Raw genomic sequence first — 23897 nt, 5'->3', positions numbered from 1 at the left:
AGCCATGTCGGAAACCCTGTCCTGGCCGCACGTTCTCAGCGCACTCCTCGAGTCCTCCGATCTGAGCGTCTCCGAGGCGACGTGGGCCATGGAGCAGGTGATGGAGGGCGCGGCGACTCCGGCGCAGCTCGCCGGACTGCTGGTGGCCCTCCGGGCGAAGGGCGAGACCGTCGACGAGATCGTCGGCTTCCGCGACGCGATCCTCGACCACGCGGTGCCGCTGGACGTGGACCCGATGGCCCTGGACATCGTCGGGACGGGCGGGGACCGCTTCGGGACCGTCAACATCTCCTCCACCGCGTCGATCATCGCGGCCGCCGCCGGCACGCCCGTCGTGAAGCACGGGAACAAGGCCGCGTCCTCCTCCTCCGGCTCCTCCGACGTGCTCGCGGCACTCGGGGTCGACCTCTCCCTCTCTCCCGAGCGGGTGGCCGAGGTGTTCCGGCGGACGGGGATCGCCTTCGTCTTCGCGTCCCTCTTCCACCCCGGCTTCCGGCACGCCGGTCCGGTGCGCGCCGAGCTGGGCGTGCCGACGGTGTTCAACTTCCTCGGCCCGCTCTGCAATCCAGCGCGTCCCGAGGCCTCTGCGGTCGGGGTGGCGCACCTCGACCGGGTGCCGCTGGTCGTCGGCGTGTTCCGGACGCGCGGGGCGACGGCTCTGGTGTTCCGCGGGGACGACGGCCTCGACGAGCTCACGACCACGGGTCACAGCCACATCTGGGAGGTGTCGCGCGGCTCCGTGGTCGAGCACGACCTCGACCCGCGCGACCTGGGCCTGCCCCGCGCGCGGATCGACGACCTGCGCGGCCGAGACGCCGCCTACAACGCGAGCGTGGTGCGCTCGGTGCTCGCGGGAGACGGCGGCCCCGTCCGCGACATCGTCCTTCTGAACGCGGCCGCAGGCCTCGCGGCGTTCGACCTGGCGCGCGACCCGGACCTGGTGCGCGAGCCCGTCCTGGAGCGCCTGCGGACGTCGATGGACCGCGCGGCGGAGGCCGTCGACTCCGGGGCCGCCACGGCCAAGCTCGAGGAGTGGGTCCGCGAGACGCAGCGCGCCGTCGTCCCGCTGCCGTAGGCGCGAGCGCAGGGCGTAACGTGGGGATGCTGTCCGCGACGGTGCGGGCGGCGATCCACCACGCGCCGGATCGCCCGCAGGTCACGGGACGCCCGAGTGGTGGCCCGATCCTGGAGGAGACCTCGATGAAGAAGCTCATCAACGACCCGAAGAACGTCGTCACGGAGTCGGTGGCCGGCTTCGGCCTGGCGCACGCCGACCTGGTCCGGGTGGTGTCGGATCCCCTGTTCGTGGTGCGGGCCGACGCGCCCCGCTCGGGCAAGGTGGGCATCGTCAGCGGTGGCGGCAGCGGGCACGAGCCGCTGCACGCGGGCTTCGTCGGATTCGGGATGCTGGACGCCGCCGTCCCCGGTCCCGTCTTCACCTCGCCCACGCCCGACCCGATCGTCGCGGCCACGCAGGCCGTCGACGGCGGCGCGGGTGTGCTGCACATCGTGAAGAACTACACGGGCGACGTCCTGAACTTCGAGACCGCGGCCGACCTCGCCGGCGCCGAGGGGATCGAGGTGCGCAGCGTGATCGTCGACGACGACGTCGCGGTGAAGGACTCGCTCTACACCGCGGGCCGCCGCGGCGTGGCCGGCACCGTGCTGGTCGAGCGGATCGCGGGCGCGGCGGCCGAGCGGGGCGACTCCCTCGACGAGGTCGCGACGATCGCCGAGACGGTGATCTCCAACGTGCGCTCGATGGGCGTCGCCCTCACGCCGTGCATCGTCCCGCACGCGGGCGAGCCGAGCTTCGAGCTGGGCGAGGACGAGATCGAGATCGGCATCGGCATCCACGGCGAGCCCGGCCGGGAGAAGATCGCGCTGGAGCCGGCCGACCGCATCGTCGACCGGATCCTCGGCCCGATCCTGGAGGACCTGCCGTTCTCCTCCGGGGACGAGGTGCTGCTCCTGGTGAACGGCATGGGAGGCACGCCGCAGATCGAGCTGTACCTCGCCTACCGCCGCGCAGCCGAGGCGCTGGCCGAGAAGGGGATCACCGTCGCACGCAGCCTCGTCGGCAACTACACGACGTCGCTCGAGATGCAGGGCTTCTCGCTCACCGTCCTCAAGCTCGACGACGCCCTGACCGAGCTGTGGGACTCCCCGGTGCAGACCGCGGCGCTGCGGTGGGGACGCTGAGCGCCCGCGCGCACACCATGACCGGAACGACAGCCGCAGGAGCGGCCCACGAGGAGGAGACGACCATGCAGGACGCACAGGGAGCCGGGCTCGACGCGGCGTGGGCGACGGCGTGGATCCGCCGCGCCGCCGAGTCGATCGCGGAGCACCGGGTCGAGCTGATCACGCTCGACCGGGCGATCGGCGACGGGGACCACGGCGAGAACATGGACCGCGGCTTCCAGGCCGTGGTCGCGAAGCTGGACGGGGCGCCGGAGCAGGGGCTCCCGGCGGACGTGCTCAAGCTGGTCGCGACGACGCTCATCTCCACCGTCGGCGGCGCCTCGGGCCCGCTGTTCGGCACGGCGTTCCTGAAGGCCTCCGCCGCGATCGCGGGCGAGGACGCGCTCGAGGGCGCTGACGTCGCAGCTCTCCTGGCCGCGGCGAGGGACGGCATCGTGCTCCGCGGCAAGGCCGAGGTGGGCGACAAGACGATGGTGGACGCGTGGACGCCGGCGGTCGACGCGGCCGCGGCCGCCGCCGAGGAGGGAGCGGCTCCGGCCGACGTCCTCGCCGCGGCGGCGGAGGCGGCGCAGAGGGGAGCGGAGTCGACGGACCCGCTGGTCGCCCGCAAGGGACGCGCCAGCTACCTCGGCGAGCGCGCCATCGGGCACCGTGATCCCGGCAGCGTGTCGACCGTGCTCCTGCTCCGCGCAGCAGCCGAGGCGGCGGCGTGAGCGTCGGGCTGGTCCTGGTCTCGCACAGCGCGCAGCTGGCGGAGGGGCTGGTCGAGCTCGCGGAGCAGATGGCGGCCTCGGTCGCGCTGGTCGCCGCGGGCGGGACGGACGACGGCGGCATCGGCACCAGCTTCGACCGCATCACGGCGGCCCTGGCGGAAGCGGACTCCGGCGAGGGGGTCGTCGTCCTCTGCGACCTCGGCTCGGCGATCATGACGGCGGAGACCGCGGTCGAGTTCCTCGACGACGACGCGCGCGCCCGGGTCCGGATCGCCGACGCCCCGCTGGTGGAGGGGGCGGTCGCGGCCGCCGTCGCCGCGGGCACGGGGGCGTCGCTGGACGAGGTGCTCGCCGCCGCGGAGTCGGCCCGGGGCGAGGCGCTCGCTGCTCCCGCCGAGGAGGCCTCGCCCGGTGACGAGCGCGTGCAGCGCCGCGTCCGCCTCATCAACCCGAACGGCCTGCACGCCCGTCCCGCGGCCGACTTCGTCACGCTCGCCGCCACCTTCGACGCCCGGATCGACGCGAACGGCAAGGACGCCACGAGCCTGCTCGGCGTGATGTCGCTGGGGCTCGACCGCGGGGACGAGGTCGTCCTCTCGGCGTCGGGGCCGCAGGCCCACGAGGCGGTCGGCCGGCTCGGCGATCTGGTCGAGTCGGGCTTCGGCGAGGTGTAGCGCGCCGTCGACCGGTCCAGGGACCGCGGAGGCGCCTCCTCCTACGCTGAGCGCATGGCCCTCCGCGGAACCCGACCCCCGTCTGTCCTGCTCCGCCGACTCGTCACCGTCCCGCGCGTCGTGCGCCGGGCGGACGCTCGTGCGGCCCGGCGGCTGAACGCCCGTCGCCCGTCGCCCGTCGTCGACGGGGCGCTCGTGGGGCTCTCCCGGGCCGCGGACCACGGAGTCCTCTGGGCCGGCGTCGGCGTCCTGCTGCTCCTGGCGGGCCGTCCCCGCGAGGCTCTGCGGGGGACCGCCTCGCTCGCCGCGGCCAGCGCGCTCGCGAACCTGGTCGGCAAGCGCGTGTTCGGCGGGGACCGGCCGCTCCTCGTCGACGTCCCGGTCGGCCGGCGTCTGGCGACGGTGCCGACGTCGGCGTCCTTCCCCTCGGGGCACGCGGCGAGCGCCGCCGCCTTCGCCGCCGGGGTCGCGCTCGAGTCGCCCCGAGTGGGGGCGGCGGTCGCCCCGCTCGCCGCCGCCGTGGCCTTCTCCCGCCTGCACGTCGGCGTCCACTGGCTCTCGGACGTCCTCGGCGGCGCGGCGCTCGGCGCGGCGGTCGCGGTTGTCGGCCGAGCCGTCCTGCCGGCCGAGCCGCGCCACGTGCCCGTCTCGGAGCGCGCGACCCGGCCCCCCGTCGACCGCAGCCCGCTGGGGGACGGCGCCGCCCTCCTCGTGGTCCTCAACCCCGGCGCGGGCCGGGACTCGCACCGCCCCGATCCCGAGCCGCTGGTCCGAGCCCGGTTCCCGAAGGCGCGCGTGCACCGGCTGACCGAGGGGGAGGACCTCGCCGACGTGGTGCGCGAGGCGCGATCGGGGGACTCTCCGCCCCGGGTGCTCGGGATCTACGGCGGGGACGGGACCATGTCGGTCGGTGCCGCTCTCGCCCGCGCCGAGGGGATGACGCTGCTCGTGCTGCCGGGCGGGACCATGAACCACTTCGCGAAGGCGCTGGGGCTGCTCACCGTCCAGGACGCGCTCGACGCGGCGACGATCGGCGAGCGCCGCGACGTCGACGTGGCCGAGGTCGTCGCGGACGGGGGAGACCCGGTCACGGTGCTCAACACGGTCTCGATCGGCGTCTACCCGGAGTTCGTCGCGGCCCGCGAGAAGCGCGAGAAGCGGATCGGGAAGCCGCTCGCCGCCGTGATCGCGGCCCTCTCGGTCGTGCGGCGCACCGATCCGTTCGAGCTTCGGCGCGACGGGCGCACGCAGCTCGTCTGGTCGTACTTCGTCGGGGTGAACCAGGAGCACCCGCGCACGGCCGCCCCGCTCGCCCGGCGTCGGCTCGACGACGGCCACCTCGACGTGCGCATCCTGCACTCAGGACGGACTCCTCGCACCCGGGGAGCGTTCTCGCTCCTGCTCGGCCGTACGGCGACCCCGGTGGTCGGCCGTGTGCCCGGCTGGCGGGCACCGGTGGTGGAGTCGTTCTCGACGCCGGAGATCACCGTCGGCGCGCGCCGACCCGCCGGGGACGACCCCGAGTGGGCGCACGACGGCGAGACCGAGCGCTTCGACGGCTCCCGCGACGGATTCGACGAGGCCGTGGTGCGGATCGTGCCGCTGGGCCTGCGGGTCTACGCGACCGCGGACTAGGGGGCGGTGCCGGCCCGGTCCCCGCCGTCCGGATCCGCCAGCAGTTCGGCCAGCGCGTCGAGGGCGGCGACCTGCCCGGCCACCACCAGCGAGCGGGCCTCGTCGAGCGGGTGCCACCGGGCGTCCTCCAGCTCGGGGAAGCTGCGCAGCACGCCGGAGCCCCGTGGCCACTCCAGCTCGAAGGTGTTGCTCGCGACGAAGGCGGTGTCCGCGTGTCCGCGCCCGGCGAAGACCGTGACGGTCTTGGCCGCGCTCTGCCGGAACGCGCCGAGGAGGGTCAGCTCCCCGACGGGCGGAGGAGCGCCGGTCTCCTCCTCGAACTCGCGGCGCGCGGCGTCCAGCGGCGTCTCGTCGCCCGCGTGCACGCCCTTCGGGATCGTCCACGCGCGGGGGCGCCGGGTCCAGAAGGGGCCGCCCATCCGCCCGAGGAACACCTCGGTGCCGGAGGGGCCCTCGCGGTGCAGCAGGATCCCCGCGCTCGTCACCGCGGCCATCGCGTCTCTCCGGTCATCCCGCCATCCTGCCCCGCGCCCGTGGAAGGATCGGCAGGACCCGCCCGCGACCGCACGGAGTGAACCATGCACGACCACGAGATCCTCCGACAGCTGCGCGACGCGCTCGGAGACGCGGTCCTGACCGAGGGCCCCGGGTTCGAGGCCGTGCACACCGACAAGTCGGGCTTTTCCGCACCGGGTCGCGCGCTCGCGCTCGTCGCTGCGCGCTCGGTCGAGGACGTGCAGGCGGCGCTGCGCATAGCGACGGAGCACCGGCTCCCGGTCGTGCCGCGCGGAGCGGGAACGGGCCTCGCTGCCGGGGGAGTGGCGAGCGAGGGAGCGCTCGTCCTCTCGACCGCCGCGATGGACCGCATCCTCGAGGTGTCGCTCGAGGACGAGCTGGCGGTCGTCGAGCCCGGGGTCATCAATCAGGCGCTGTCGGACGCCGTCGCTCCGCACGGCCTCGTCTTCTCGCCCGACCCTGCGAGCCGCGCGATCTCGAGCATCGGCGGAAACATCGCGACGAACGCCGGGGGGCTGCTGTGCGCCAAGTACGGCGTGACCCGGGAAGCGGTGCTCGGGTTGACGGTCGTCCTCCCCGACGGACGACTGCTCCGCACCGGCCGCCGCAGCGTGAAGGGAGTCACCGGGTACGACCTCACCGCGCTCCTGACCGGCTCCGAGGGGACGCTGGGCGTCATCGTGGAGGCCACCGTGAAGCTCCGCCCGATCCCGACCGGGCGCGTGGTCACGGTCGGCGCGTACTTCCCGTGCGTCGTCGCCGCGGCCGCCGCCTCCGCCGCGATCACCGCCGCGCGGCTCCGTCCCGCGGTGATGGAGCTGATGGACGAGGCGGCGCTCGCCGCGATCTCGCGCTACACCGGAGCGAGCCTGGACCGCGGTGCCGCCTACCTCCTCGTCCAGACGGACGGCGGAGGAGCGGCGGAGGAGTCGCAGCGCGTCCTCGAGATCGTGACCGCCTCCGGGGGTGCCGCCGAGGCGACCGAGGACCCGGCCGAGGGTGAGGCTCTGCTGGCCGTCCGCCGGGCCTTCCACCCGGCGCTCGAGGCGGAGGGCCGCGTGCTGATCGAGGACGTCTGCGTGCCCCGCTCCGCGCTGCCGCCGATGTTCGCAGCGATCCGCGGCATCGAGGAGCGGACGGGGCTCAGCATCCCCACCGTCGCCCACGCGGGGGACGGGAACCTCCACCCGAACTTCGTGCTGCCCGCGGGGGACGGACCCGTGGAGGAGGACGTCTGGGACGCCGCCGCGGAGCTCTTCCGCACGGCCCTGGCCCTCGGCGGCACGCTCACGGGCGAGCACGGCGTGGGACTGCTCAAGCAGCGCTGGCTGGCGGAGGAGCTGGGCGAGGACTCGCTGGCGCTCCAGCGCGGGATCAAGGCCGTGTTCGACCCGCTGGGGATCATGAACCCGGGGAAGGTCTTCTGAAAAGGGCGCCCCGGGCTACAGCAGCTCGGCCGTGATCATCGAGGCGGTGAGCACGATCGTCGCCGCGGACATGAGCCAGTAGAGGACCGTCTCGCGCCAGGACCCGGCGGAGCCCAGGACGGGCAGCGCGGCGTAGCCTCCGGTGGTCCAGACGTGGCGCAGCGGTGTCCGGCGCAGGCGCCGCGGCAGGCGCACGCGCAGCGGCCACAGCCAGTTGATCCCGCCGGTCGTGAGGGCGTCGCCGGCCACGTGCACGAGGTAGCCCAGCGTCGCGGCGACCCGGAGCCACGCCCAGGTGCCGTCGGCGAGCGCGACGAGCAGGACCGTGACGACCGTCGCCCCGGCCCAGGCGATGCGCCAGGAGGGGGCGGCCCGGACGGCCTTCGCGGCGAACGCGAGGGCGGGCAGCGTGAGCACGGCGGCCACGGCGACGGGACCGACGATCGGCACCGGGAAGCGCAGCGCCGTGAGCACCGGCACCAGGTACCAGACGACGGCGACCGCGAGCAGCGAGTGCATCCCGTGCCGGTGCCCTCCGCTGATCCGGCCCGCGGTCGCGGTGAGCAGGGAGGCGCCCGGCGCCGAGCGGGAGACGGTCGCGCTCGCGTGGTCCGCGTCGGGCACCAGGGCCCAGCCGGCGGCGACTCCGAGGCCGACCAGCCGGAGATCCAGCGGGAGACCCGCGAGGCCGAGGGGCCCGGCGACGGCGGGCACGGAGGCGGCGACGGCCCAGGCGAGCGCACCGGAGACGGCGTGCGAGCGGCCCATCATCGCGGGTCGGCTCCTTCGACTGGGCGCTGCGACGACGGAGGACGGCCGCGGCGGGACGAGAGAACCCCCGGCCGAGTGCGTGAGCACGGACCGGGGGTGAGGGTGGGCGATACCGGACTCGAACCGATGACCTCTTCCGTGTGAAGGAAGCGCGCTACCAACTGCGCCAATCGCCCAGGGGGACGTGCTGGACGACCCGAGAGACGATCGTAGCGGATCCGCGGGGCCCGGATGCACCGCCGACGCCCGCCACGCCCGGGTGAACGGACGGCGACGAGCCGGTTTCGCGCGGAAAGACGCGGATCGGACTCCGAGCGGCGGGATCGGCGTCCGCTCGATTTGGATTCCGGCGCCGCTGTCGTATACATTCTTCTAGGTCGAGCCGGGCAGCGAAAGCGCCGGACAGACAGCACGACAGCACGACACGCAAGACGGCAACATCAGTACGACCTACATGCGGATGTGGCGCAGCGGTAGCGCATCACCTTGCCAAGGTGAGGGTCGCGAGTTCGAATCTCGTCATCCGCTCGAACACCGGTCCTCGGACCGGCGTCATCGGGACGGCACCCTCGGGTGCCTCCCACCTGGTCGGCCCTCGGGCCGCCGACACCGAATCCCGTACACGGTGGATTGGCCGAGAGGCGAGGCAGCGGCCTGCAAAGCCGTATACACGGGTTCGAATCCCGTATCCACCTCGATCGTTCACCGAACGAGGCGCTCCGCACGGAGCAACGGGCGATTGGCGCAGCGGTAGCGCGCTTCCCTGACACGGAAGAGGTCACTGGTTCGATCCCAGTATCGCCCACCACGAGAACCCCCGGCCCCTGGCCGGGGGTTCTGTCGTTCCCGGCTCCGGCGCTACCCTCGCAGGATGCCCGCCCCGATCCCCGTCGACGACCAGGGCACCCTCCTGCGGCTCGTCTCGCGGCACGACGGACCGGCCCTCGCCGCCGCGTACCGGCGCAACCGCCGGCACCTCGCGCCCTGGGAGCCGACGCGCTCGACCCGCTTCTTCGAGGCGGGGGGCCAGACCGACGCCGTCGCGGACGCGCTCGCCGCGCACCGGGCCGGCAGCGTGCTCCCGCTCGTCCTCGACTCGGGCGGCGTGATCGTCGGTCGGCTGACCCTCGCGAACATCGTCCGCGGCGCCTTCGACAGCGGCGAGCTCGGCTACTGGCTCGACAGCGATCTGGAGGGCCGCGGCGTGATGACCCGCGCGGTCGGAGCCGTCCTGCGCACCGCGCGGGAGGATCTGGGGCTGCACCGCGTGCAGGCCGGGACGCTCCTCCACAACGTCGGATCGCAGACCGTGCTGCAGCGCAACGGGTTCGAGCGGATCGGCGTCGCGCGGCGCTATCTGCGGATCGCCGGGGAGTGGCAGGACCACGTCCTCTTCCAGGCGCTGCTCGAGGGCGGCCCGCTCCAGCCTCCGCCGACTCCGCTCGTCTAGGGTGAGCGGCGCCGGCCTTCTCCCGGCGCTCCGAGCGGGAGGGACGCGCCCATGACCACGCGGCACATCGGCGGACGAGAGTTCGACTTCGAGCGGCAGGTGGCCGTGATGGCGGTCGTGAACCGCACGCCCGACTCCTTCTACGACAAGGGCTCCACCTTCGCCCTGGACAGCGCCATCGCGGCCGCCGTGCGCGCCGCGGAGCTCGGCGCCGACTGGGTCGACATCGGCGGAGTGCCGTTCGGCCGCGGCCCCGCCGTCACGCTCCAGGAGGAGCTCGACCGGGTGGTCCCCGTCGTGGCGGGCATCGCGGAGCGGAGCGACGTGGTCGTCTCGGTGGACACGACGAGCGCCGAGGTCGCGCGCGCGAGCATCGCCGCGGGCGCCTCCGTCATCAACGACACGAGCGGGCTGCACGACCCCCGGATGCTCGAGGTCGTCGCCTCCTCCTCCGCCCAGCTCGTCATCACCCACAGCGTGGGCGCCCCCCGCAGCGAGCCGGAGAGACCCGAGTACGACGACGTCGTGGCGACCGTGGTCGACCATCTGCGGAGCCGCGTCGATCGCGCGCTCTCGGGTGGAGTGCCTGCCGGGAGGATCATCGTCGATCCGGGTCACGACCTGAACAAGAACACCCTGCACACGCTCGAGCTCACCCGCCGGCTGGGCGAGGTGGCCGCGCTCGGCTTCCCGGTGCTCGCCGCGGTGTCCAACAAGGACTTCATCGGCGAGGCGCTGGACCGGCCGCAGGGGGAGCGCCTCGAGGGCTCCCTCGCCGCCGCGGTGATCTGCATCCTGAACGGTGCGCGGATCGTGCGCATGCACGACGTGCGCCAGGCGGTGGACGCCGTGCGGATGACGGAGGCGGTGCTGGGCTGGCGGGCGCCCGCCTTCCTCCGCCACAACGTGGAGCCGGCGGCGTGAGCGCCCGCATCGACGGCCTGTCGCCGGCCGGGCAGGACCTGTCCGACGAGGCTCTGCTGGCCCTCTACGCGGACGGGGCGGGCGAGGAGTGGCTCCGGGTCAACTTCGTCGCGAGCGTCGACGGAGCGGTCACCCGTGACGGCGTCTCGGGCGATCTCGGGGGCGCGGCGGACCTGCGCGTGTTCGACCTGCTCCGCCGGCTCACCGACGTCGTGCTCGTCGCGGCCGGCACGGTGCGGACCGAGGGCTACGGCCCGATGGTGCTGAGCGACGAGTCCGTGCGGGCCCGGCTCGGCACCGGGCTCGCCCCGCAGCCCGTCTTCGCGATCGTCTCGGGGTCGCTCGACCTCGATCCCGCTTCGCGGATCTTCACCGAGGCGCCGGTGCGTCCGATCGTCGTGACCACCGGCTCCTCGTCGGCCCGCCGCCGCGCGGAGCTCGCCGAGGTCGCCGACGTGCTCGTCTGCGGCGACGCAGAGCTCGACGCGACGCGGATGCGGGCGCAGCTCGCGGAGCGGGGGCTCGGCAGGATCCACTGCGAGGGCGGTCCGTCGCTGCTCGGGACCCTCCTCGCCGCGGACGCCGTCGACGAGCTCTGCCTGACCGTCGCTCCGACGCTCGAGGCGGGGGACTCCGGGAGGCTCGCCCGCGGCGACGTCCCCGGACCGCGCCCGCAGCACCTGGCGCACGTGCTCAGCGCCGGCGACACGCTGCTCCTGCGCTACCTCCGCCGGCGCTGACCCGCCCTACTCGCGGCGCCGCTCGTTCCCGTCGCGCTTGGCCTCGGAGGCCGGACGGGCGGCGATCACGGGGTGGGCGCCGGTGAAGCCGTCCCGGGCGGACGCGATCGCCAGGATGCGCGGCTTCGCGACGTGCCAGCCCACGATCAGGGTGGGCACGCCGACCACCGCGACGATCCCCACGGTCCAGGTGCCGGTCGGGAAGTCGACGGCGATGAGGACCACCACGATCACCAGGAACGCCAGGGTGAGCCACGAGGTCACCGGGGCGCCGGGCATCCGGAAGGACGGGCGCTCCAGGCGCCCCTGGGCCGCCCAGCGCTGCAGCTGCATCTGGCAGAGGACGATCATGCCCCAGCCCGTGACGATGCCCAGCGCCGAGACGTTGAGGACGATCTCGAAGGCCTCGGACGGCACGAAGAGGTTCAGCACGATCCCGATCAGGGTGATGCTCGCCGTGAGCAGGATGCCGCCGTAGGGGACGCCCTGCTTGTTCATCCGGCCGGTGAAGGCGGGGGCGGAGCCGTTGAGCGCCATGGAGCGGAGGATGCGGCCGGTCGAGTAGAGCCCGGCGTTGATGCTGGAGAGCGCGGCCGTCAGCACGACGAAGTTCATGATCGATCCGGCGATCTCGCCCGAGGAGCCGTCGCCCAGCGAGCTGAAGAACGTGACGAACGGGCTCTCGCCCTTCGAGTAGGCCGTGTAGGGCAGCAGCAGCGTCAGCAGCAGCACCGAGCCGACGTAGAAGACGGCGATGCGCAGGATGACCGAGTTGATCGCGCGCGGGATGACCTTCGCCGGCTCCGCGGTCTCGCCCGCCGCCGTGCCGACCAGCTCGACTCCGGAGTAGGCGAACACCACGCCCTGGACGACCAGGACGCTGGCGATCAGGCCGGCGGGCAGGATGCCGCCGTTGTCGTTCCAGAGGCTGATCCCGGGGTCCACGGCGACGCCGCCGGACTGCAGCGGCCAGCCCGCGGCGAGCACGACGACGCCGATCACCAGGAAGACCACCAGCGCCGTGACCTTGATCAGCGCGAACCAGAACTCCAGCTCCCCGAAGACCTTGACCGAGACGAGGTTCAGCGAGAGCACGACGACCAGGGCGATGAGTGCGAGGAGCCACTGGGGCACGGAGGAGAAGAGCGACCAGTACTTCACGTACAGGGCCACCGCGGTGACGTCGGCGATCGCGGTCATCGCCCAGTTCAGGAAGTACATCCAGCCGGCGACGAAGGCGGCCTTCTCGCCCAGGAACTCGCGGGCGTAGGAGATGAAGGAGCCCGAGCTCGGCCGGTGCAGGACCAGCTCGCCGAGCGCGCGGAGGATCAGGTAGGCGAAGACGCCGCAGACCGCGTACACGACGACGAGCGAGGGACCGGCGGTGGCGAGTCGGCCGCCGGCGCCGAGGAAGAGGCCGGTGCCGATCGCGCCGCCGATGGCGATCATCTGCAGCTGCCGGGGCTTGAGGCCGGGACGGTAGCCCTCCTGCTCCTTCGAGAAGTCGGGCTGCACGGGCCCGCGGTCGTCGTCGCTCTGCGTCACGGGGGCTCCCTCGTCACCGGATCGCGCCGGGCGGCTGCTCCGGCACGCCCGTCAGGGTAAGGGCGCTCTGCTCGGAGGAGGCGGGTGGCGCGGTCCGCGGCATGCGGATCCTCTCAGGATCGGGGCGCCTACCCTGAGGGCATGAGCGGTCCGGACCTCGCACGGCAGTCCTCGCTCGAGGGCGTCCGGATCCCGTCGCCGGCGAGGCGCCTGAACGGCGGCACCGATCCGGCGCTCGTCTGGCGCAACGAGCTCGACGGGCTGACCTTCCGCGTGGACGCCGGGTACCTGAAGTGGAATCCCCGGTCCACAGGCGTCGACCTCCGTCGCGAGATCGCGCGTCTGCGCTGGCTGGAGGGGCGGATCGACGCGCCCCGGATCCTGGAGGCGGGCGAGGACGAGGAGGGGCAGTGGCTCCTCACCGCACCGCTGCCCGGGCGGAGCGCCGTCGATCCGAAGTGGACAGCCCGGCCGGAGGAGGCCGTCCGCGCGATCGCGGCCGGCCTGCGGGCGGTCCACGCGCTCCCCGTCGACGCGGTGCCCGAGGAGCTGCGCGGCGACTCCTGGTTCGCGCGCCGGCCGTCGGCGCTCGGCGCGGCTCCGGAGCTCGTGGACCCCGTCGTGGTGCACGGCGACGCGTGCGCTCCGAACACGCTCGTCGACGACGACGGACGCTGGAGCGGCACGGTCGACGTCGGCGACCTGGGCGTGGGCGACCGCTGGGCGGATCTGGCGGTCGCCGCGGTCAGCCTCGGCTGGAACTACGGCCCCGGCCACACCCCGCTGCTCCTCGCGGAGTACGGAGCGGATCCGGACGACGAGCGAGCGGCCTACTACCGCGCGCTCTGGTCGTCCGAGTCCTGAGTCACTTCTTCTTCGCGGCCTCGTCGTCCTGGGCCGCGCCCTCGTCGCTGCGGTTCTCGCTCGCCAGGCGCAGCCAGCGTCCGTCGCGGACGTCCTTCTCGTGCACGGCCGCCTTCTTGTCGCTCGCGGCGGTGTCGCGCGGGGGGAGCTGGATGGTCTCCTCCGCCTCGATGCCCGCCTGCAGCTCGCGTCCGCGCTCGAGCTCGGCGTCGAACTCCGCGCCGAAGAGCAGGGCGATGTTGGTGATCCAGATCCAGAGGAGGAAGACGATCACCGCGCCGAGCGAGCCGTAGGTCTTGTTGTAGTTGGAGAAGTTGGCCACGTAGAACGCGAAGCCGGTCGAGGCGATCAGCCAGATCGCCAGGGCGACGATCGATCCGATGCTGATCCAGCGGAACTTCGGCTGGCGGATGTTGGGCGCCCAGTAGTACAGGATCGCGACGATCACGATCGCGATGACCACGAGCACCGGCCATTTCGCGATGTTCCACACGGTGAGGGCGGCGGGGCCGAGGCCCACGACGTCGCCGACGGCGGTCGCGACCGGTCCGCTGAGCACGAGGATGAGCGCCGCGATCACGATCAGGACGACCGTCACCACGGTCACGCCGAGCATCGTCGGGCGGAGCTTCCAGAAGGGGCGCCCCTCGTCGATCTGGTAGACGCGGTTCATCGCGCGGCCGAAGGCGCCGACGTAGCCGGAGGCGGACCAGATCGCTCCGACGACACCGGTGACGAAGGCGAGACCCGCGGCGGAGGAGCTGGTCAGCGCCTGGATCGGGTCGCGCAGCAGGTCGACGACCTCGCTCGACGCGAGGTTCCCGATCAGGTCGAGGACCAGATCGGTGGTGGCCTGCGCCTGGCCGAAGAGCCCCAGCACCGACACGATCGCGAGCAGGGCGGGGAAGAGCGCGAGCACGGCGTAGTAGGTGAGCGCGGCGGCGAGGTCGGTGCACTGGTCGGCGCCGAACTCGCGGGCCGTCTTCTTGAGGACGTAGAACCAGGAGCGCTTGGTGATGTCGGTGACGTCGTCGGGCTTCCGGGAATCGTCGGGATCGGGCGCTGTCTTCTCGCGGGTCGTGCTCTGCTCGGCCATGCGGACACGCTACGGGGCCGACAGTCGTCGGACGGCCCCCTTGACGGCGCGGCCGGTCGTGTCGCGGGTCAGGCCCGGCGCTGGCGCGCGGCGGCGAGGGTGCCGAAGAGGAGGAAGGAGCAGGTCGCGGCGAGGACGGTCAGCAGGGGAGCCTCCCAACCGCCGCTCGCGTCGTGCGCGAAGCCGATGACGGTCGGGGCGGTGGCGGCCACGGCGTAGCCGATCCCCTGCACCGTGGCCGAGAGCCGCGACGCGTGGGCGTCGGAGCGGGAGAGCCGCACGACGAGCACGAAGACCACCGTGAATCCTCCGCCCTGGGCCGCGCCGCCCAGCACGCACCAGAGCGCCCAGAGCTGCGGCGCGAGCAGCAGCCCCGCCGGCACCGTGCACCAGAGGAGGCCGACGAGCACGATGCTCCCCAGCGGTCCGAGCCTCCGGACCAGGAGCGGGACGCCGAGGGCGCCGGCGACCGCGGCGAGCTGGAACACGGAGGCGCTCGCGCCCGCGGTCGCGATCGAGAAGCCGTTGCGGTCGACGAGCAGCGAGGGGAGCCACGCCGTCACTCCGTAGTACGAGAACGCCTGGCTCGAGAAGCAGAGCGCGAGCGCCAGCACGGTCGCGCTCCGGAAGATCCGCGGAGCCGGTGCGGCCGGTGCGCGGTCGGCGCGGGCCGGGCGGGGAGTCGGACGCAGGGCCGCCCGAGGCCCCACGGCCACGAGCCAGCCGGCCAGAGCGAGGGCGTTGAGGGCGAGCCAGACGAGCAGGGCGCCGCGCCAGCCGAGCGCCAGGGCGAGCGGAGCGGTGCCGAGCGAGGTGATCGTCGAGCCGACGTTGAGGGCTGCGGTGTAGACGCCCGTCGTGAGGTCGACGCGCTCGGGAGCGACGTCCCGCCGGATCACGACGGGGAGGACGACGTTGCCGATCGTGATGGAGACGCCGATCAGGATGGTGCCCGCCACGGCCGGTCCCACGTCGCCGATCGATCGGACGATCGTGCCGAGCGCGACGCCGATCACCGTGACGGTCACGGCGGCGTCGGGTCCCGCGCGGCGGATCACCAGGAGGGCGAGCGGAGTCGCCAGGGCGAAGCAGAGCACGGGGATGCTGGTGAGGATCCCCGCCTGGCCCGCGGACAGCGCGAGGTCCTCGCGCACCGCGTCGATGATGGGCGCGACGGCGACGATCGGACCGCGCAGGACCAGCGCGACCAGGGCGACCGCCACGACGAGGAGCCAGGGAGCGCTCCGGCGCGCGGTCATCGGGGCGTCGAGGGCCGCGGCACCCCGGTCAGCCGGCCAGGCCGGGGACCCCGGCCGAGAGGTTGCCGACGATGGTGAAGACGCCCGACACCAGACCGAGGATCCCGGTGACGAGTCCGGCCGTCGCGAGCCCGCGACCGCCTCCGACGAGCGGTGCGGCCGCCCGGCCCTTCGCCGAGAAGACGATGGCGAGGATCGAGGGGATCAGCAGCGGATTGATCAGCAGGCTCAGGACGCCGAGCACGAGGCTCGCGATCGCCATGGGGTTGCGGCCCGCCGCGGAGGACGGGGCGGACGGATAGGCGTACAGCTCCTGCTCCGGAGCGCCCGGGGGCGTGCCGTAGGCGGGAGCGGGCGCCGAGGAGGACGGACGGGACCGGTCGGTCCACGCCGTGCCGTCCCAGTAGAGCTCCGAGCCGAGGTCGGCCGGGTGCGGGTACCACCCGGGCGCGGGCAGCGGAGCGGAGTCGTCGGGCATGGGGCGAGTCTAGAGCGGCGCCGATCAGCTCTTGGGCTGCTCGATGCCGAGCGCGTTCCCGTCGGGATCGAGGATCCAGGCCGCCCAGACGCTGCCGCGGTCGGCCACGCCGTTCTCGGTGCGCAGCTCGTCGCTGTCGTAGTCCTCCGGAGCCACGCCCCGAGTCGCCAGCGCGTCCAGCTCGGCGCGCAGGTCGGCCACCCGCCAGGCGGCCTTGGTCTGCTCGTCCTTCGAGCCCGTGGTGCTGGCGGTGACGGTGAGCCGGGTGCCGCCGCAGGAGTAGGCGATCGCCGACTCGCTCTCCTCGAGGACCTCCAGTCCCAGGGAGCCGGCATAGAAGGCGCGGGAGGCGGCGAGGTCGCGGGAGAGCAGAACGGGGCCGATGGGGGAGTCGGAGAGCACGGTGAGTCCTTTCGTCGGTGGGCCTCCAGTCGACGCCCGCTGCGGCCCGGCGCGGAAGGGGTTGCCACCGGGCCGGCCGGAGGGGGCGGGCGCGGCAGAATGGCCTCGGCCGTGCCCGTCGCGCGGCCGGGAGGAGCCCTCATGAGCTGGACCATCGACGAGGTGGCGTGGACCCACCCGGACGCCGAGCGTCTGCGCGACGCGCAGCGGCGCGAGCTCGACGAGCGCTACGGCAACGACGACCACGAGCCCGGCACGCCGCCCTCGGCCGACGACGTGCCCGTATTCCTCGTCGCCCGCGACGCGAGCGGCACGGCGGTGGCCTGCGGCGGACTGCGGCCTCTCGACGACGACGTCCTCGGACCGGGGGCGATCGAGGTGAAGCGGATGTTCGCCGACCGCGCCGCCCGCGGCACCGGAGCGGCCACGGCCGTCCTGCGCGCGCTCGAGGCGCGGGCGGCCGCTCTGGGCACGACGCGCCTGGTGCTGGAGACCGGGACGCTCCAGCCCGACGCGATGCGGTTCTACCTCCGGGAGGGCTACCACGCCATCCCGCCGTTCGGCGCCTACATCGGGTCCGAGCACTCGGTCTGCTACGCCCGCGATCTCGCTCTCGGCGCCTGAGCGTCAGCGGCGCAGGGTCTCCACCGGGTACTCGCCGAAGCGGCGGTGGTACGCCCCCGAGAAGCGGCCCTGGTTGAGGAAGCCCCAGCGCGCGGCGACGGCGCGCACGGTCTCCTCGCCCGGAGCGCCCTCGCGCAGCTCGACGCGCGCCCGGTCGAGACGCACGCCGCGCAGGTAGCCGAGCGGAGTGTCGCCGAAGTGCCTCCGGAACGCGGCCTGCAGCGCCCGCGGAGTGAGCCCCGCCGCTGTCGCGATGTCGGACACGGTGACGGGCGACGCGGCGAACGCGTGCAGGAACTCGGCGGCACGCAGCAGGTGCTCGAGCCCCGGCCGCAGCACCTGCGCCGGAACGACGACCGGCCGGTGCGCGAAGGTCGCGAGCAGGTGCAGAGCGACGCCGCGCTCGGCCGCCACGAGCTGCAGCGCGGTCGCCTCGCGGCCCGACCGGAGGACGCCCGCGAAGTCGTCGACCGCCCGCCACCAGCCCGGGAGTGCCGACGCGGAGGCGATCGAGCGGTGGTCGAAGACGAGCGGCAGCGGCACGCCGTCGCCGGCCTCGGACGCGACCTGCTCGAGGAGGCCGGCGGCCACGTGCACGAGCCGCTGCTGGAAGTCGCGGCTGACGAACTCGAACGGACGCGCGCTGGGGAACACGACCGGCCGCCCCGGCAGGTGGACGATCCGATCGCCCTCCGGGTCCACCACGCTCGTGCCGGAGAGGAACCACGAGACGACGTACTCGCCCGCCGGACGCAGCCCCCCGGACACGGAGCCCCGGAACACAGACGTCCGCAGGCTCACGCCCTCGCTCCCGGAGACGTCGTAGCGGAAGGAGAAGGGCCGCTCGACCGGTTCCGTCCGGAATCCCGACCCGCCGTAGCCGTCCGAGTAGAAGCGCCGCGCCTCCTCCAGGTCGGCCCCGGAGCGCGTGAAGCGCTGCAGCGCAGGACCGGCACCCATCGGACCAGGATGCCACCTGGACGGATTGCGCACCGGTCGCCCCCGCGCCCCTCTCCGGGGCACGTCCTGTCGGCAGGGTGACGGGGTCGGACGACACGGACGGAGACGCATGGAGATCAGCGCACGCAGACTCGCGGCACGCGACGCGGTGGCCGTCGTCGCCGTGCTCGCCGCACTCGAGGGGGCGCTCGCCGTGGACTCCCTGCCGCCCGGCCTGGAGGAGGTCCTCCTGCACCAGCTCGAGCGCAGCTCGCTCGTGCTCCCCGGCGCCGACCGGGACGAGCTCGCCTCCGCTCTGCGCGCGCTCGACGCCCGCGTGCGCGACGCGCTCGGGTAGAGGCCGCCGCCGACTACAGTCGAGGGGTCAACCGAGCCCGAGGAGTGCCCGCACGTGTCGAACGAACCGTCGAATCCCGCAGAGAACGAGTCCCACTCGGTCGTCACCGAGGCGGGCACGGGATTCACGCACTTCACCGACCGGGCCGTGGTCGCGATCCGCGTCAACGGGGAGCTCAAGGACCTCGCCGCCGACGTCGTGCCGGGCGACCGCATCGAGCCGGTGCTCATCTCCTCGCCGGACGGGCTGAACATCCTCCGCCACTCCGCGGCCCACGTGCTCGCACAGGCGGTGCAGCAGATCAACCCGGAGGCGAAGCTGGGCATCGGCCCGCCCGTCACCGACGGCTTCTACTACGACTTCGACGTCGAGGAGCCCTTCACGCCCGAGGCGATGAAGGCGCTCGAGAAGGCGATGGACCGCATCGTCCGCCAGGGCCAGCGGTTCGTGCGCCGCGTCGTCTCCGAGGAGGAGGCGCGCGCCGAGCTCGCCGGCGAGCCCTACAAGCTCGAGCTGATCGGGATCAAGGGCGGGGGAGCCGAGGACGAGAGCGTCGAGGTCGGCGGCGCCGAGCTCACCATCTACGACAACGTCGACCCGCGTTCCGGCGAGACGGTCTGGAAGGACCTCTGCCGCGGCCCGCATCTGCCCAACACCCGCATGATCGGCAACGGCTACGCCCTGACCCGCAACGCTGCCGCCTACTGGCGCGGCTCGGAGAAGAACCCGCAGCTGCAGCGCGTCTACGGCACCGCGTGGCCCACGAAGGACGAGCTTCGCGAGCACCAGGCCCGCCTCGAGGAGGCGGCGCGCCGCGACCACCGCAAGCTCGGCCACGAGCTCGACCTGTTCTCCTTCCCGGACGAGATCGGCTCCGGCCTCGCGGTCTTCCACCCCAAGGGCGGGATCATCCGCTACGAGATCGAGCAGTACATGCGCGAGCAGCTGCTCGCCCACGACTACGAGCTCGTCTACACGCCGCACATCACCAAGGGCGACCTGTTCCTCACGAGCGGGCACCTGCAGTGGTACTCCGAGGGGATGTTCCCCCCGATGCACCTCGACGAGCTGCAGGACGAGGACGGCAACGTCACCCGCCAGGGCCAGGACTACTACCTCAAGCCCATGAACTGCCCGTTCCACAACCTGATCTTCCGCTCGCGCGGCCGCAGCTACCGCGAGCTCCCGCTGCGCCTGGCCGAGTTCGGCACCGTGTACCGCTACGAGAAGAGCGGCACCCTGCAGGGCCTCACCCGCGTGCGCGGCCTGACCCAGGACGACGCCCACATCTACGTCGCGCAGGAGGACGTGTCGGCCGAGCTGACCCGCAACCTCGAGTTCGTGCTGCAGGTGCTGCGCGACTACGGCCTCGACGACTTCTACCTCGAGCTGTCCACGAACGAGGAGGGCAACCCGAAGTTCGTCGGTGCGCCCGAGCAGTGGGAGGAGGCGATCGAGTCGCTGCGCGCGGTCGCCGTCGCCTCCGGTCTCGAGCTGGTGCCGGATCCGGGAGGAGCGGCGTTCTACGGTCCGAAGATCTCGGTGCAGGCGCGCGACGCCATCGGCCGCACCTGGCAGATGTCGACCATCCAGCTCGACTTCAACCAGCCCGAGCGCTTCGAGCTCGAGTACACGGCCTCGGACGGCTCGAAGAAGCGGCCCGTGATGATCCACCGCGCGCTCTTCGGCTCCATCGAGCGCTTCTTCGCGATCCTCACCGAGCACTACGCCGGGGCGTTCCCGGTCTGGCTGTCGCCGGTCCAGGTCGTGGGCATTCCGATCGCCGACGAGTACCTGCCCTACCTCGAGGAGGTCGTCGGCGAGCTCAAGCGGTCGGGCATCCGCGCCGAGATCGACTACTCCAGCGACCGGATGCAGAAGAAGATCCGCAACGCCACGCTGCAGAAGGTGCCCTTCCAGATGATCGTGGGGGAGAAGGACCGCGACGCCGGAGCCGTCAGCTTCCGCTTCCGCGACGGCACGCAGGAGAACGGGATCCCGGTCGCCGACGCCGTCGCGCGCATCCGCGAGGCCGTCGCCTCGAAGGCGCAGGTCTGAGCGTGAGCGACGGCAACGTGCCCGAGGGAGCGGAGGGCTCGGCGCACCTCGCCGGGGTTCCCGACGAGTTCCAGCGCCTGTGGACGCCGCACCGGATGGTCTACATCCAGAAGGGGCAGCCCGGAGCCGACGACTGCCCCTTCTGCGTGGCGCCGACGCTGAGCGACGAGGAGGCCCTCATCGTCGCCCGCGGGGAGCACGCCTACGTCCTGCTGAACCTGTTCCCGTACAACTCCGGCCACCTCCTGGTCTGCCCGTACCGGCACATCCCGCTCTACGACGAGGCCACTCCCGAGGAAGTGGCCGAGATCGGAGCGCTCACGCAGACGGCGATGCGCGTCGTCCGCTCGGTCTCGAACAACGACGGCTTCAACCTCGGGATGAACCAGGGCGCGGTCGCGGGAGCGGGGATCGCCGCGCACCTGCACCAGCACGTGGTTCCGCGCTGGGCGACCGACGCGAACTTCTTCCCGATCATCGCCCGCACGAAGGCGCTCCCGCAGCTGCTCGGCGACGTGCGGGCGAGCCTCGCGGCGGCCTGGCCGAGCCTCTAGACCGCCGCCCGGCCCCCTGTCCAGCGCCGCGGACGGCGGGCGCCGTCTCGTAGACTCGGAGCTGCCGTCGGCGGAAGTCGCCGCACAGAACAGGACTCGCGAACATGACCGACACCACCACTCCGTCCTCGTCCGCTCCCGAGCAGTTCGGCTCGAGCCGCGTCAAGCGCGGTCTCGCCGAGATGCTCAAGGGCGGCGTCATCATGGACGTCGTCGACGCCGATCAGGCCCGCATCGCGGAGGACGCCGGCGCGGTCGCCGTCATGGCGCTCGAGCGCGTCCCCGCCGACATCCGCTCGCAGGGCGGCGTCGCACGCATGAGCGACCCCGACCTGATCGACGGCATCGTCTCCGCCGTGTCGATCCCCGTCATGGCGAAGGCGCGCATCGGCCACTTCGTCGAGGCGCAGATCCTGCAGGAGCTCGGCGTCGACTACATCGACGAGTCCGAGGTCCTCTCGCCCGCCGACTACGTGAACCACATCGACAAGTGGAACTTCACCGTCCCCTTCGTCTGCGGAGCGACCAACCTGGGCGAGGCGCTGCGCCGCATCACCGAGGGCGCAGCGATGATCCGCTCGAAGGGCGAGGCCGGCACCGGCGACGTCTCCGAGGCGACCAAGCACATCCGCACGATCTCCGGCGAGGTCAACCGCCTGAAGGCGATGACCAAGGACGAGCTCTACGTCGCCGCGAAGGAGCTGCAGGCCCCCTACGACCTGGTCGTCGAGATCGCCCGGACCGGCAAGCTCCCCGTCGTCCTCTTCACCGCCGGCGGGGTCGCGACCCCGGCCGACGCGGCGCTGATGATGCAGCTGGGCGCCGACGGCGTGTTCGTCGGCTCCGGCGTCTTCAAGTCGGGCGAGCCCGCCAAGCGCGCGGCCGCGATCGTGAAGGCGACCACCTTCTTCGACGATGCGAAGGTCGTCGCGGAGGCCTCGCGCGGCCTGGGCGAGGCGATGGTCGGCATCAACGTGGCCGACGTGCCCGCGCCGCACCGCCTCGCCGAGCGTGGCTGGTAGCGCCGACGCGCCGCTCGCCGGCGCAGGACCGACGCGGGAGTCCCTCGAGGGGCTCCGCGTCGGCGTCCTCGCGCTGCAGGGCGACTTCCGCGAGCACGCGCACGTCCTGCGCGAGCTGGGTGCCGAGGTGGTGCTGGTGCGCCGCCCGGAGGAGCTGGCCACCGTCGCGGGGCTGGTCATCCCGGGCGGCGAGTCCACGGTGATGGACAAGCTGTCGCGACTCTTCGGCCTCGCGGAGCCGGTCGTCGAGGCGATCAGTGCGGGGATGCCCGTCTACGGGACGTGCGCCGGGCTGATCATGCTCGCCGACCGGGTCCTCGACCACATCGACGGCCAGAGCAGCTTCGGCGGCCTGGACGTGTCGGTCCGGAGGAACGCGTTCGGCAACCAGCTCGACTCCTTCGAGACCGATCTCGACGTGCCGGCCATCGGCGATCCGCCGGTGCACGCGGTCTTCATCCGCGCACCGGTCGTGGAGGAGCTGGGGGAGCGGGCGACCGCTCTCGCCAGCGTCGCCGACGGGCGGGTGGTCGCGGTCGAGCAGGGCAACCTCCTCGGGACGGCGTTCCATCCCGAGATCACCGGCGACTACCGGTTCCACGAGCTGTTCCTGCGGAAGGTCGCGGCGACGCGCTTCGGCGACTGACCCGCTGCCGTCCCCTCCGCCAGGGGTGGACGGTGCGGGAACCGCGGGCCAGGGTGGTCGCATGCCCGAACTCCCCGAGGTCCAGGCCCTCGCTCTCGATCTCGACGCGCGCCTGGGCGGACGCGTCCTCGAGCGGCTCGACGTGTTCGCGATCTCCGCCCTCAAGACCGTGGCCATCCCGCCGTCGGCTCTCTCCGGCGAGACCGTCCTCGGAGTGTCGCGGCACGGCAAGTTCCTCGACCTCGCAGTCGGCGAGGCCCACGTCCTCCTGCACCTCGCCCGCGCCGGCTGGGTCCGCTGGCGGCCCGAGCGGCCGACGGCGCCGGCGAAGCCCGGCCGGGGACCGCTCGCCGCGCGGCTCGTCCTCGACGACGGGTCGGGGTTCGACGTGACGGAGGCCGGCACCAAGAAGAGCCTCGCGCTCTCGATCGTCGCCGATCCGCTCGACGTCCCGGGAGTCGCCCGGCTGGGTCCCGATCCGCTGGACCCGGAGTTCACCGAGGAGATCCTCGGCGCGATCCTCGCCACGGCGGGCCGGGCGCAGGTGAAGGGCGTCCTCCGCGACCAGTCCCGCATCGCCGGCATCGGCAACGCCTACTCGGACGAGATCCTCCACGTGGCGCGCATGTCGCCCTTCAAGCCCGCCGCGCTCACCGCCGACGAGCTGGGCCGCCTCTACGCGGCTCTCCGCTACACCCTCGAGGAGGCGCTCGCCCGCGCCGAGGGCCTGCACGCGGCCGACCTCAAGCGCGAGAAGAAGCTCGGCATGCGCGTCCACGGCCGCATAGGAGAGGCGTGCCCCGTCTGCGGCGACACGATCCGCCAGGTGGTCTTCCACGACTCCACGCTCCAGTACTGCTCCACCTGCCAGACCGACGGCAGGATCCTCGCCGACCGGCTGCTGTCGCGGCTGATCAAGTAGCGAGCCGGTCCCTGCCCGGCTCGCTACTTGATCAGCCGCGACAGCAGCCGGTCGGCGAGGATCCTGCCGTCGGTC

Annotated in this window: 25 protein-coding genes and 4 tRNA genes; 20 read left to right on the top strand and 9 right to left on the bottom strand. The window is 73.1% G+C overall.

Annotation, left to right across the window (positions count from 1 at the left end; translation table 11 throughout):
- Positions 1-4: 4 nt before the first annotated feature.
- The 5 genes from trpD (at position 5) to C5D50_RS13340 (ending at position 5227) form a co-directional block, all read left to right on the top strand.
- On the top strand, positions 5-1075 hold the full coding sequence (gene trpD / locus C5D50_RS13360) for an anthranilate phosphoribosyltransferase (RefSeq protein ID WP_104283718.1): 1071 nt from the start codon (positions 5-7) through the stop codon (positions 1073-1075).
- A 125-nt stretch (positions 1076-1200) separates the two neighbouring features.
- A complete protein-coding gene (gene dhaK / locus C5D50_RS13355) occupies positions 1201-2202 on the top strand; it encodes a dihydroxyacetone kinase subunit DhaK (protein WP_104283717.1) in 1002 nt (333 codons plus the stop codon).
- Between the two features lie 65 nt (positions 2203-2267).
- A complete protein-coding gene (gene dhaL / locus C5D50_RS13350) occupies positions 2268-2918 on the top strand; it encodes a dihydroxyacetone kinase subunit DhaL (RefSeq protein ID WP_104283716.1) in 651 nt (216 codons plus the stop codon).
- The gene (gene dhaM, locus C5D50_RS13345; RefSeq protein WP_104225354.1) at positions 2915-3592 is read left to right on the top strand and encodes a dihydroxyacetone kinase phosphoryl donor subunit DhaM; all 678 of its coding nucleotides are present in this window, start codon (positions 2915-2917) and stop codon (positions 3590-3592) included. Before dhaL ends, dhaM begins: the two co-directional genes overlap by 4 nt.
- 54 nt (positions 3593-3646) lie before the next feature.
- Entirely contained in the window at positions 3647-5227 is a 1581-nt protein-coding gene (locus C5D50_RS13340) for a bifunctional phosphatase PAP2/diacylglycerol kinase family protein (protein WP_104239316.1), read from the top strand.
- Here C5D50_RS13340 and C5D50_RS13335 read toward each other — a convergent pair.
- The gene (locus C5D50_RS13335; RefSeq protein WP_104283715.1) at positions 5224-5721 is read right to left on the bottom strand and encodes an NUDIX domain-containing protein; all 498 of its coding nucleotides are present in this window, start codon (positions 5719-5721) and stop codon (positions 5224-5226) included. The two genes, C5D50_RS13340 and C5D50_RS13335, sit on opposite strands and share 4 nt — an antisense overlap.
- Positions 5722-5805: 84 nt before the next feature.
- Here C5D50_RS13335 and C5D50_RS13330 point away from each other — a divergent pair, with 84 nt between their 5' ends.
- The gene (locus C5D50_RS13330) at positions 5806-7170 is read left to right on the top strand and encodes an FAD-binding oxidoreductase (RefSeq protein ID WP_104283714.1); all 1365 of its coding nucleotides are present in this window, start codon (positions 5806-5808) and stop codon (positions 7168-7170) included.
- 15 nt (positions 7171-7185) lie between these two features.
- Here the strand turns inward: C5D50_RS13330 and C5D50_RS13325 are convergent, their stop codons facing one another.
- A complete protein-coding gene (locus tag C5D50_RS13325; RefSeq protein WP_104283713.1) occupies positions 7186-7941 on the bottom strand; it encodes a metal-dependent hydrolase in 756 nt (251 codons plus the stop codon).
- A gap of 103 nt (positions 7942-8044) precedes the next feature.
- Positions 8045-8117: transfer RNA gene (locus tag C5D50_RS13320), tRNA-Val, on the bottom strand.
- Positions 8118-8397: 280 nt separating this feature from the next.
- Between C5D50_RS13320 and C5D50_RS13315 the strand changes: the two genes are divergently transcribed.
- The 6 genes from C5D50_RS13315 to C5D50_RS13290 all read left to right on the top strand — a co-directional run bounded on the left by C5D50_RS13315 (position 8398) and on the right by C5D50_RS13290 (position 11055).
- Positions 8398-8469 (top strand) — tRNA-Gly (locus C5D50_RS13315).
- 96 nt (positions 8470-8565) lie between these two features.
- A tRNA-Cys gene (locus C5D50_RS13310) sits at positions 8566-8636 on the top strand.
- A 38-nt stretch (positions 8637-8674) separates the two neighbouring features.
- Positions 8675-8749, top strand: a tRNA-Val gene (locus C5D50_RS13305).
- A 63-nt stretch (positions 8750-8812) separates the two neighbouring features.
- Positions 8813-9391 carry a GNAT family N-acetyltransferase gene (locus C5D50_RS13300; protein WP_104283712.1) on the top strand — a complete coding sequence of 193 codons (579 nt, stop codon included), beginning with the start codon at positions 8813-8815 and terminating at the stop codon, positions 9389-9391.
- Positions 9392-9442: 51 nt separating this feature from the next.
- The gene (gene folP / locus C5D50_RS13295) at positions 9443-10315 is read left to right on the top strand and encodes a dihydropteroate synthase (protein WP_104224638.1); all 873 of its coding nucleotides are present in this window, start codon (positions 9443-9445) and stop codon (positions 10313-10315) included.
- Positions 10312-11055, top strand: a complete 744-nt coding sequence (locus C5D50_RS13290; RefSeq protein ID WP_104283710.1) for a pyrimidine reductase family protein — start codon at positions 10312-10314, stop codon at positions 11053-11055. The genes folP and C5D50_RS13290 overlap by 4 nt, the downstream gene beginning before the upstream one ends.
- 6 nt (positions 11056-11061) lie before the next feature.
- On the opposite strand, the gene C5D50_RS13285 is transcribed toward C5D50_RS13290, so the two are convergent.
- Complete coding sequence (locus C5D50_RS13285; protein ID WP_258069631.1) at positions 11062-12600, bottom strand: amino acid permease; 1539 nt, start codon at positions 12598-12600, stop codon at positions 11062-11064.
- A 141-nt stretch (positions 12601-12741) separates the two neighbouring features.
- Between C5D50_RS13285 and C5D50_RS13280 the strand changes: the two genes are divergently transcribed.
- Positions 12742-13464, top strand: a complete 723-nt coding sequence (locus tag C5D50_RS13280) for an aminoglycoside 3'-phosphotransferase (RefSeq protein WP_104256166.1) — start codon at positions 12742-12744, stop codon at positions 13462-13464.
- Position 13465: 1 nt separating this feature from the next.
- Here C5D50_RS13280 and C5D50_RS13275 read toward each other — a convergent pair whose 3' ends face one another.
- The 4 genes from C5D50_RS13275 to C5D50_RS16610 all read right to left on the bottom strand — a co-directional run bounded on the left by C5D50_RS13275 (position 13466) and on the right by C5D50_RS16610 (position 16699).
- The gene (locus tag C5D50_RS13275) at positions 13466-14560 is read right to left on the bottom strand and encodes a YihY/virulence factor BrkB family protein (RefSeq protein WP_104239455.1); all 1095 of its coding nucleotides are present in this window, start codon (positions 14558-14560) and stop codon (positions 13466-13468) included.
- Between the two features lie 68 nt (positions 14561-14628).
- Positions 14629-15819 (bottom strand): CynX/NimT family MFS transporter, encoded by a 1191-nt coding sequence (locus tag C5D50_RS13270; protein ID WP_104283709.1) that lies wholly within the window; start codon positions 15817-15819, stop codon positions 14629-14631.
- Positions 15820-15847: 28 nt separating this feature from the next.
- Positions 15848-16297 carry a DUF2510 domain-containing protein gene (locus C5D50_RS13265; protein ID WP_104283708.1) on the bottom strand — a complete coding sequence of 150 codons (450 nt, stop codon included), beginning with the start codon at positions 16295-16297 and terminating at the stop codon, positions 15848-15850.
- A 24-nt stretch (positions 16298-16321) separates the two neighbouring features.
- Positions 16322-16699, bottom strand: coding sequence for a VOC family protein (locus C5D50_RS16610; RefSeq protein ID WP_104283707.1), 378 nt, complete (start codon positions 16697-16699; stop codon positions 16322-16324).
- A gap of 141 nt (positions 16700-16840) precedes the next feature.
- Here C5D50_RS16610 and C5D50_RS13255 point away from each other — a divergent pair, with 141 nt between their 5' ends.
- On the top strand, positions 16841-17323 hold the full coding sequence (locus C5D50_RS13255) for a GNAT family N-acetyltransferase (RefSeq protein ID WP_104283724.1): 483 nt from the start codon (positions 16841-16843) through the stop codon (positions 17321-17323).
- A gap of 3 nt (positions 17324-17326) precedes the next feature.
- On the opposite strand, the gene C5D50_RS16375 is transcribed toward C5D50_RS13255, so the two are convergent.
- Positions 17327-18283 (bottom strand): AraC family transcriptional regulator, encoded by a 957-nt coding sequence (locus C5D50_RS16375; RefSeq protein ID WP_219814721.1) that lies wholly within the window; start codon positions 18281-18283, stop codon positions 17327-17329.
- A 109-nt stretch (positions 18284-18392) separates the two neighbouring features.
- Between C5D50_RS16375 and C5D50_RS13245 the strand changes: the two genes are divergently transcribed.
- The 6 genes from C5D50_RS13245 to C5D50_RS13220 all read left to right on the top strand — a co-directional run bounded on the left by C5D50_RS13245 (position 18393) and on the right by C5D50_RS13220 (position 23822).
- Positions 18393-18620: a hypothetical protein gene (locus tag C5D50_RS13245; protein WP_104261680.1), complete on the top strand. Its 228-nt coding sequence runs from the start codon at positions 18393-18395 to the stop codon at positions 18618-18620.
- Between the two features lie 147 nt (positions 18621-18767).
- Positions 18768-20678, top strand: a complete 1911-nt coding sequence (thrS, locus tag C5D50_RS13240; protein WP_244230674.1) for a threonine--tRNA ligase — start codon at positions 18768-18770, stop codon at positions 20676-20678.
- A 2-nt stretch (positions 20679-20680) separates the two neighbouring features.
- Positions 20681-21232, top strand: coding sequence for an HIT domain-containing protein (locus tag C5D50_RS13235; RefSeq protein ID WP_258065371.1), 552 nt, complete (start codon positions 20681-20683; stop codon positions 21230-21232).
- Between the two features lie 104 nt (positions 21233-21336).
- Positions 21337-22254 (top strand): pyridoxal 5'-phosphate synthase lyase subunit PdxS, encoded by a 918-nt coding sequence (pdxS, locus tag C5D50_RS13230; RefSeq protein WP_104224629.1) that lies wholly within the window; start codon positions 21337-21339, stop codon positions 22252-22254.
- Positions 22244-22900, top strand: coding sequence for a pyridoxal 5'-phosphate synthase glutaminase subunit PdxT (pdxT, locus tag C5D50_RS13225; protein WP_258069630.1), 657 nt, complete (start codon positions 22244-22246; stop codon positions 22898-22900). The genes pdxS and pdxT overlap by 11 nt, the downstream gene beginning before the upstream one ends.
- A gap of 61 nt (positions 22901-22961) precedes the next feature.
- Positions 22962-23822, top strand: a complete 861-nt coding sequence (locus C5D50_RS13220; protein WP_104283705.1) for a DNA-formamidopyrimidine glycosylase family protein — start codon at positions 22962-22964, stop codon at positions 23820-23822.
- Positions 23823-23897: the final 75 nt, after the last annotated feature.

It is taken from the genome of Rathayibacter sp. RFBD1, from assembly GCF_002932915.1.
GTDB lineage: Bacteria > Actinomycetota > Actinomycetes > Actinomycetales > Microbacteriaceae > Rathayibacter.
This window is presented reverse-complemented; position numbering and strand designations above follow the sequence as displayed.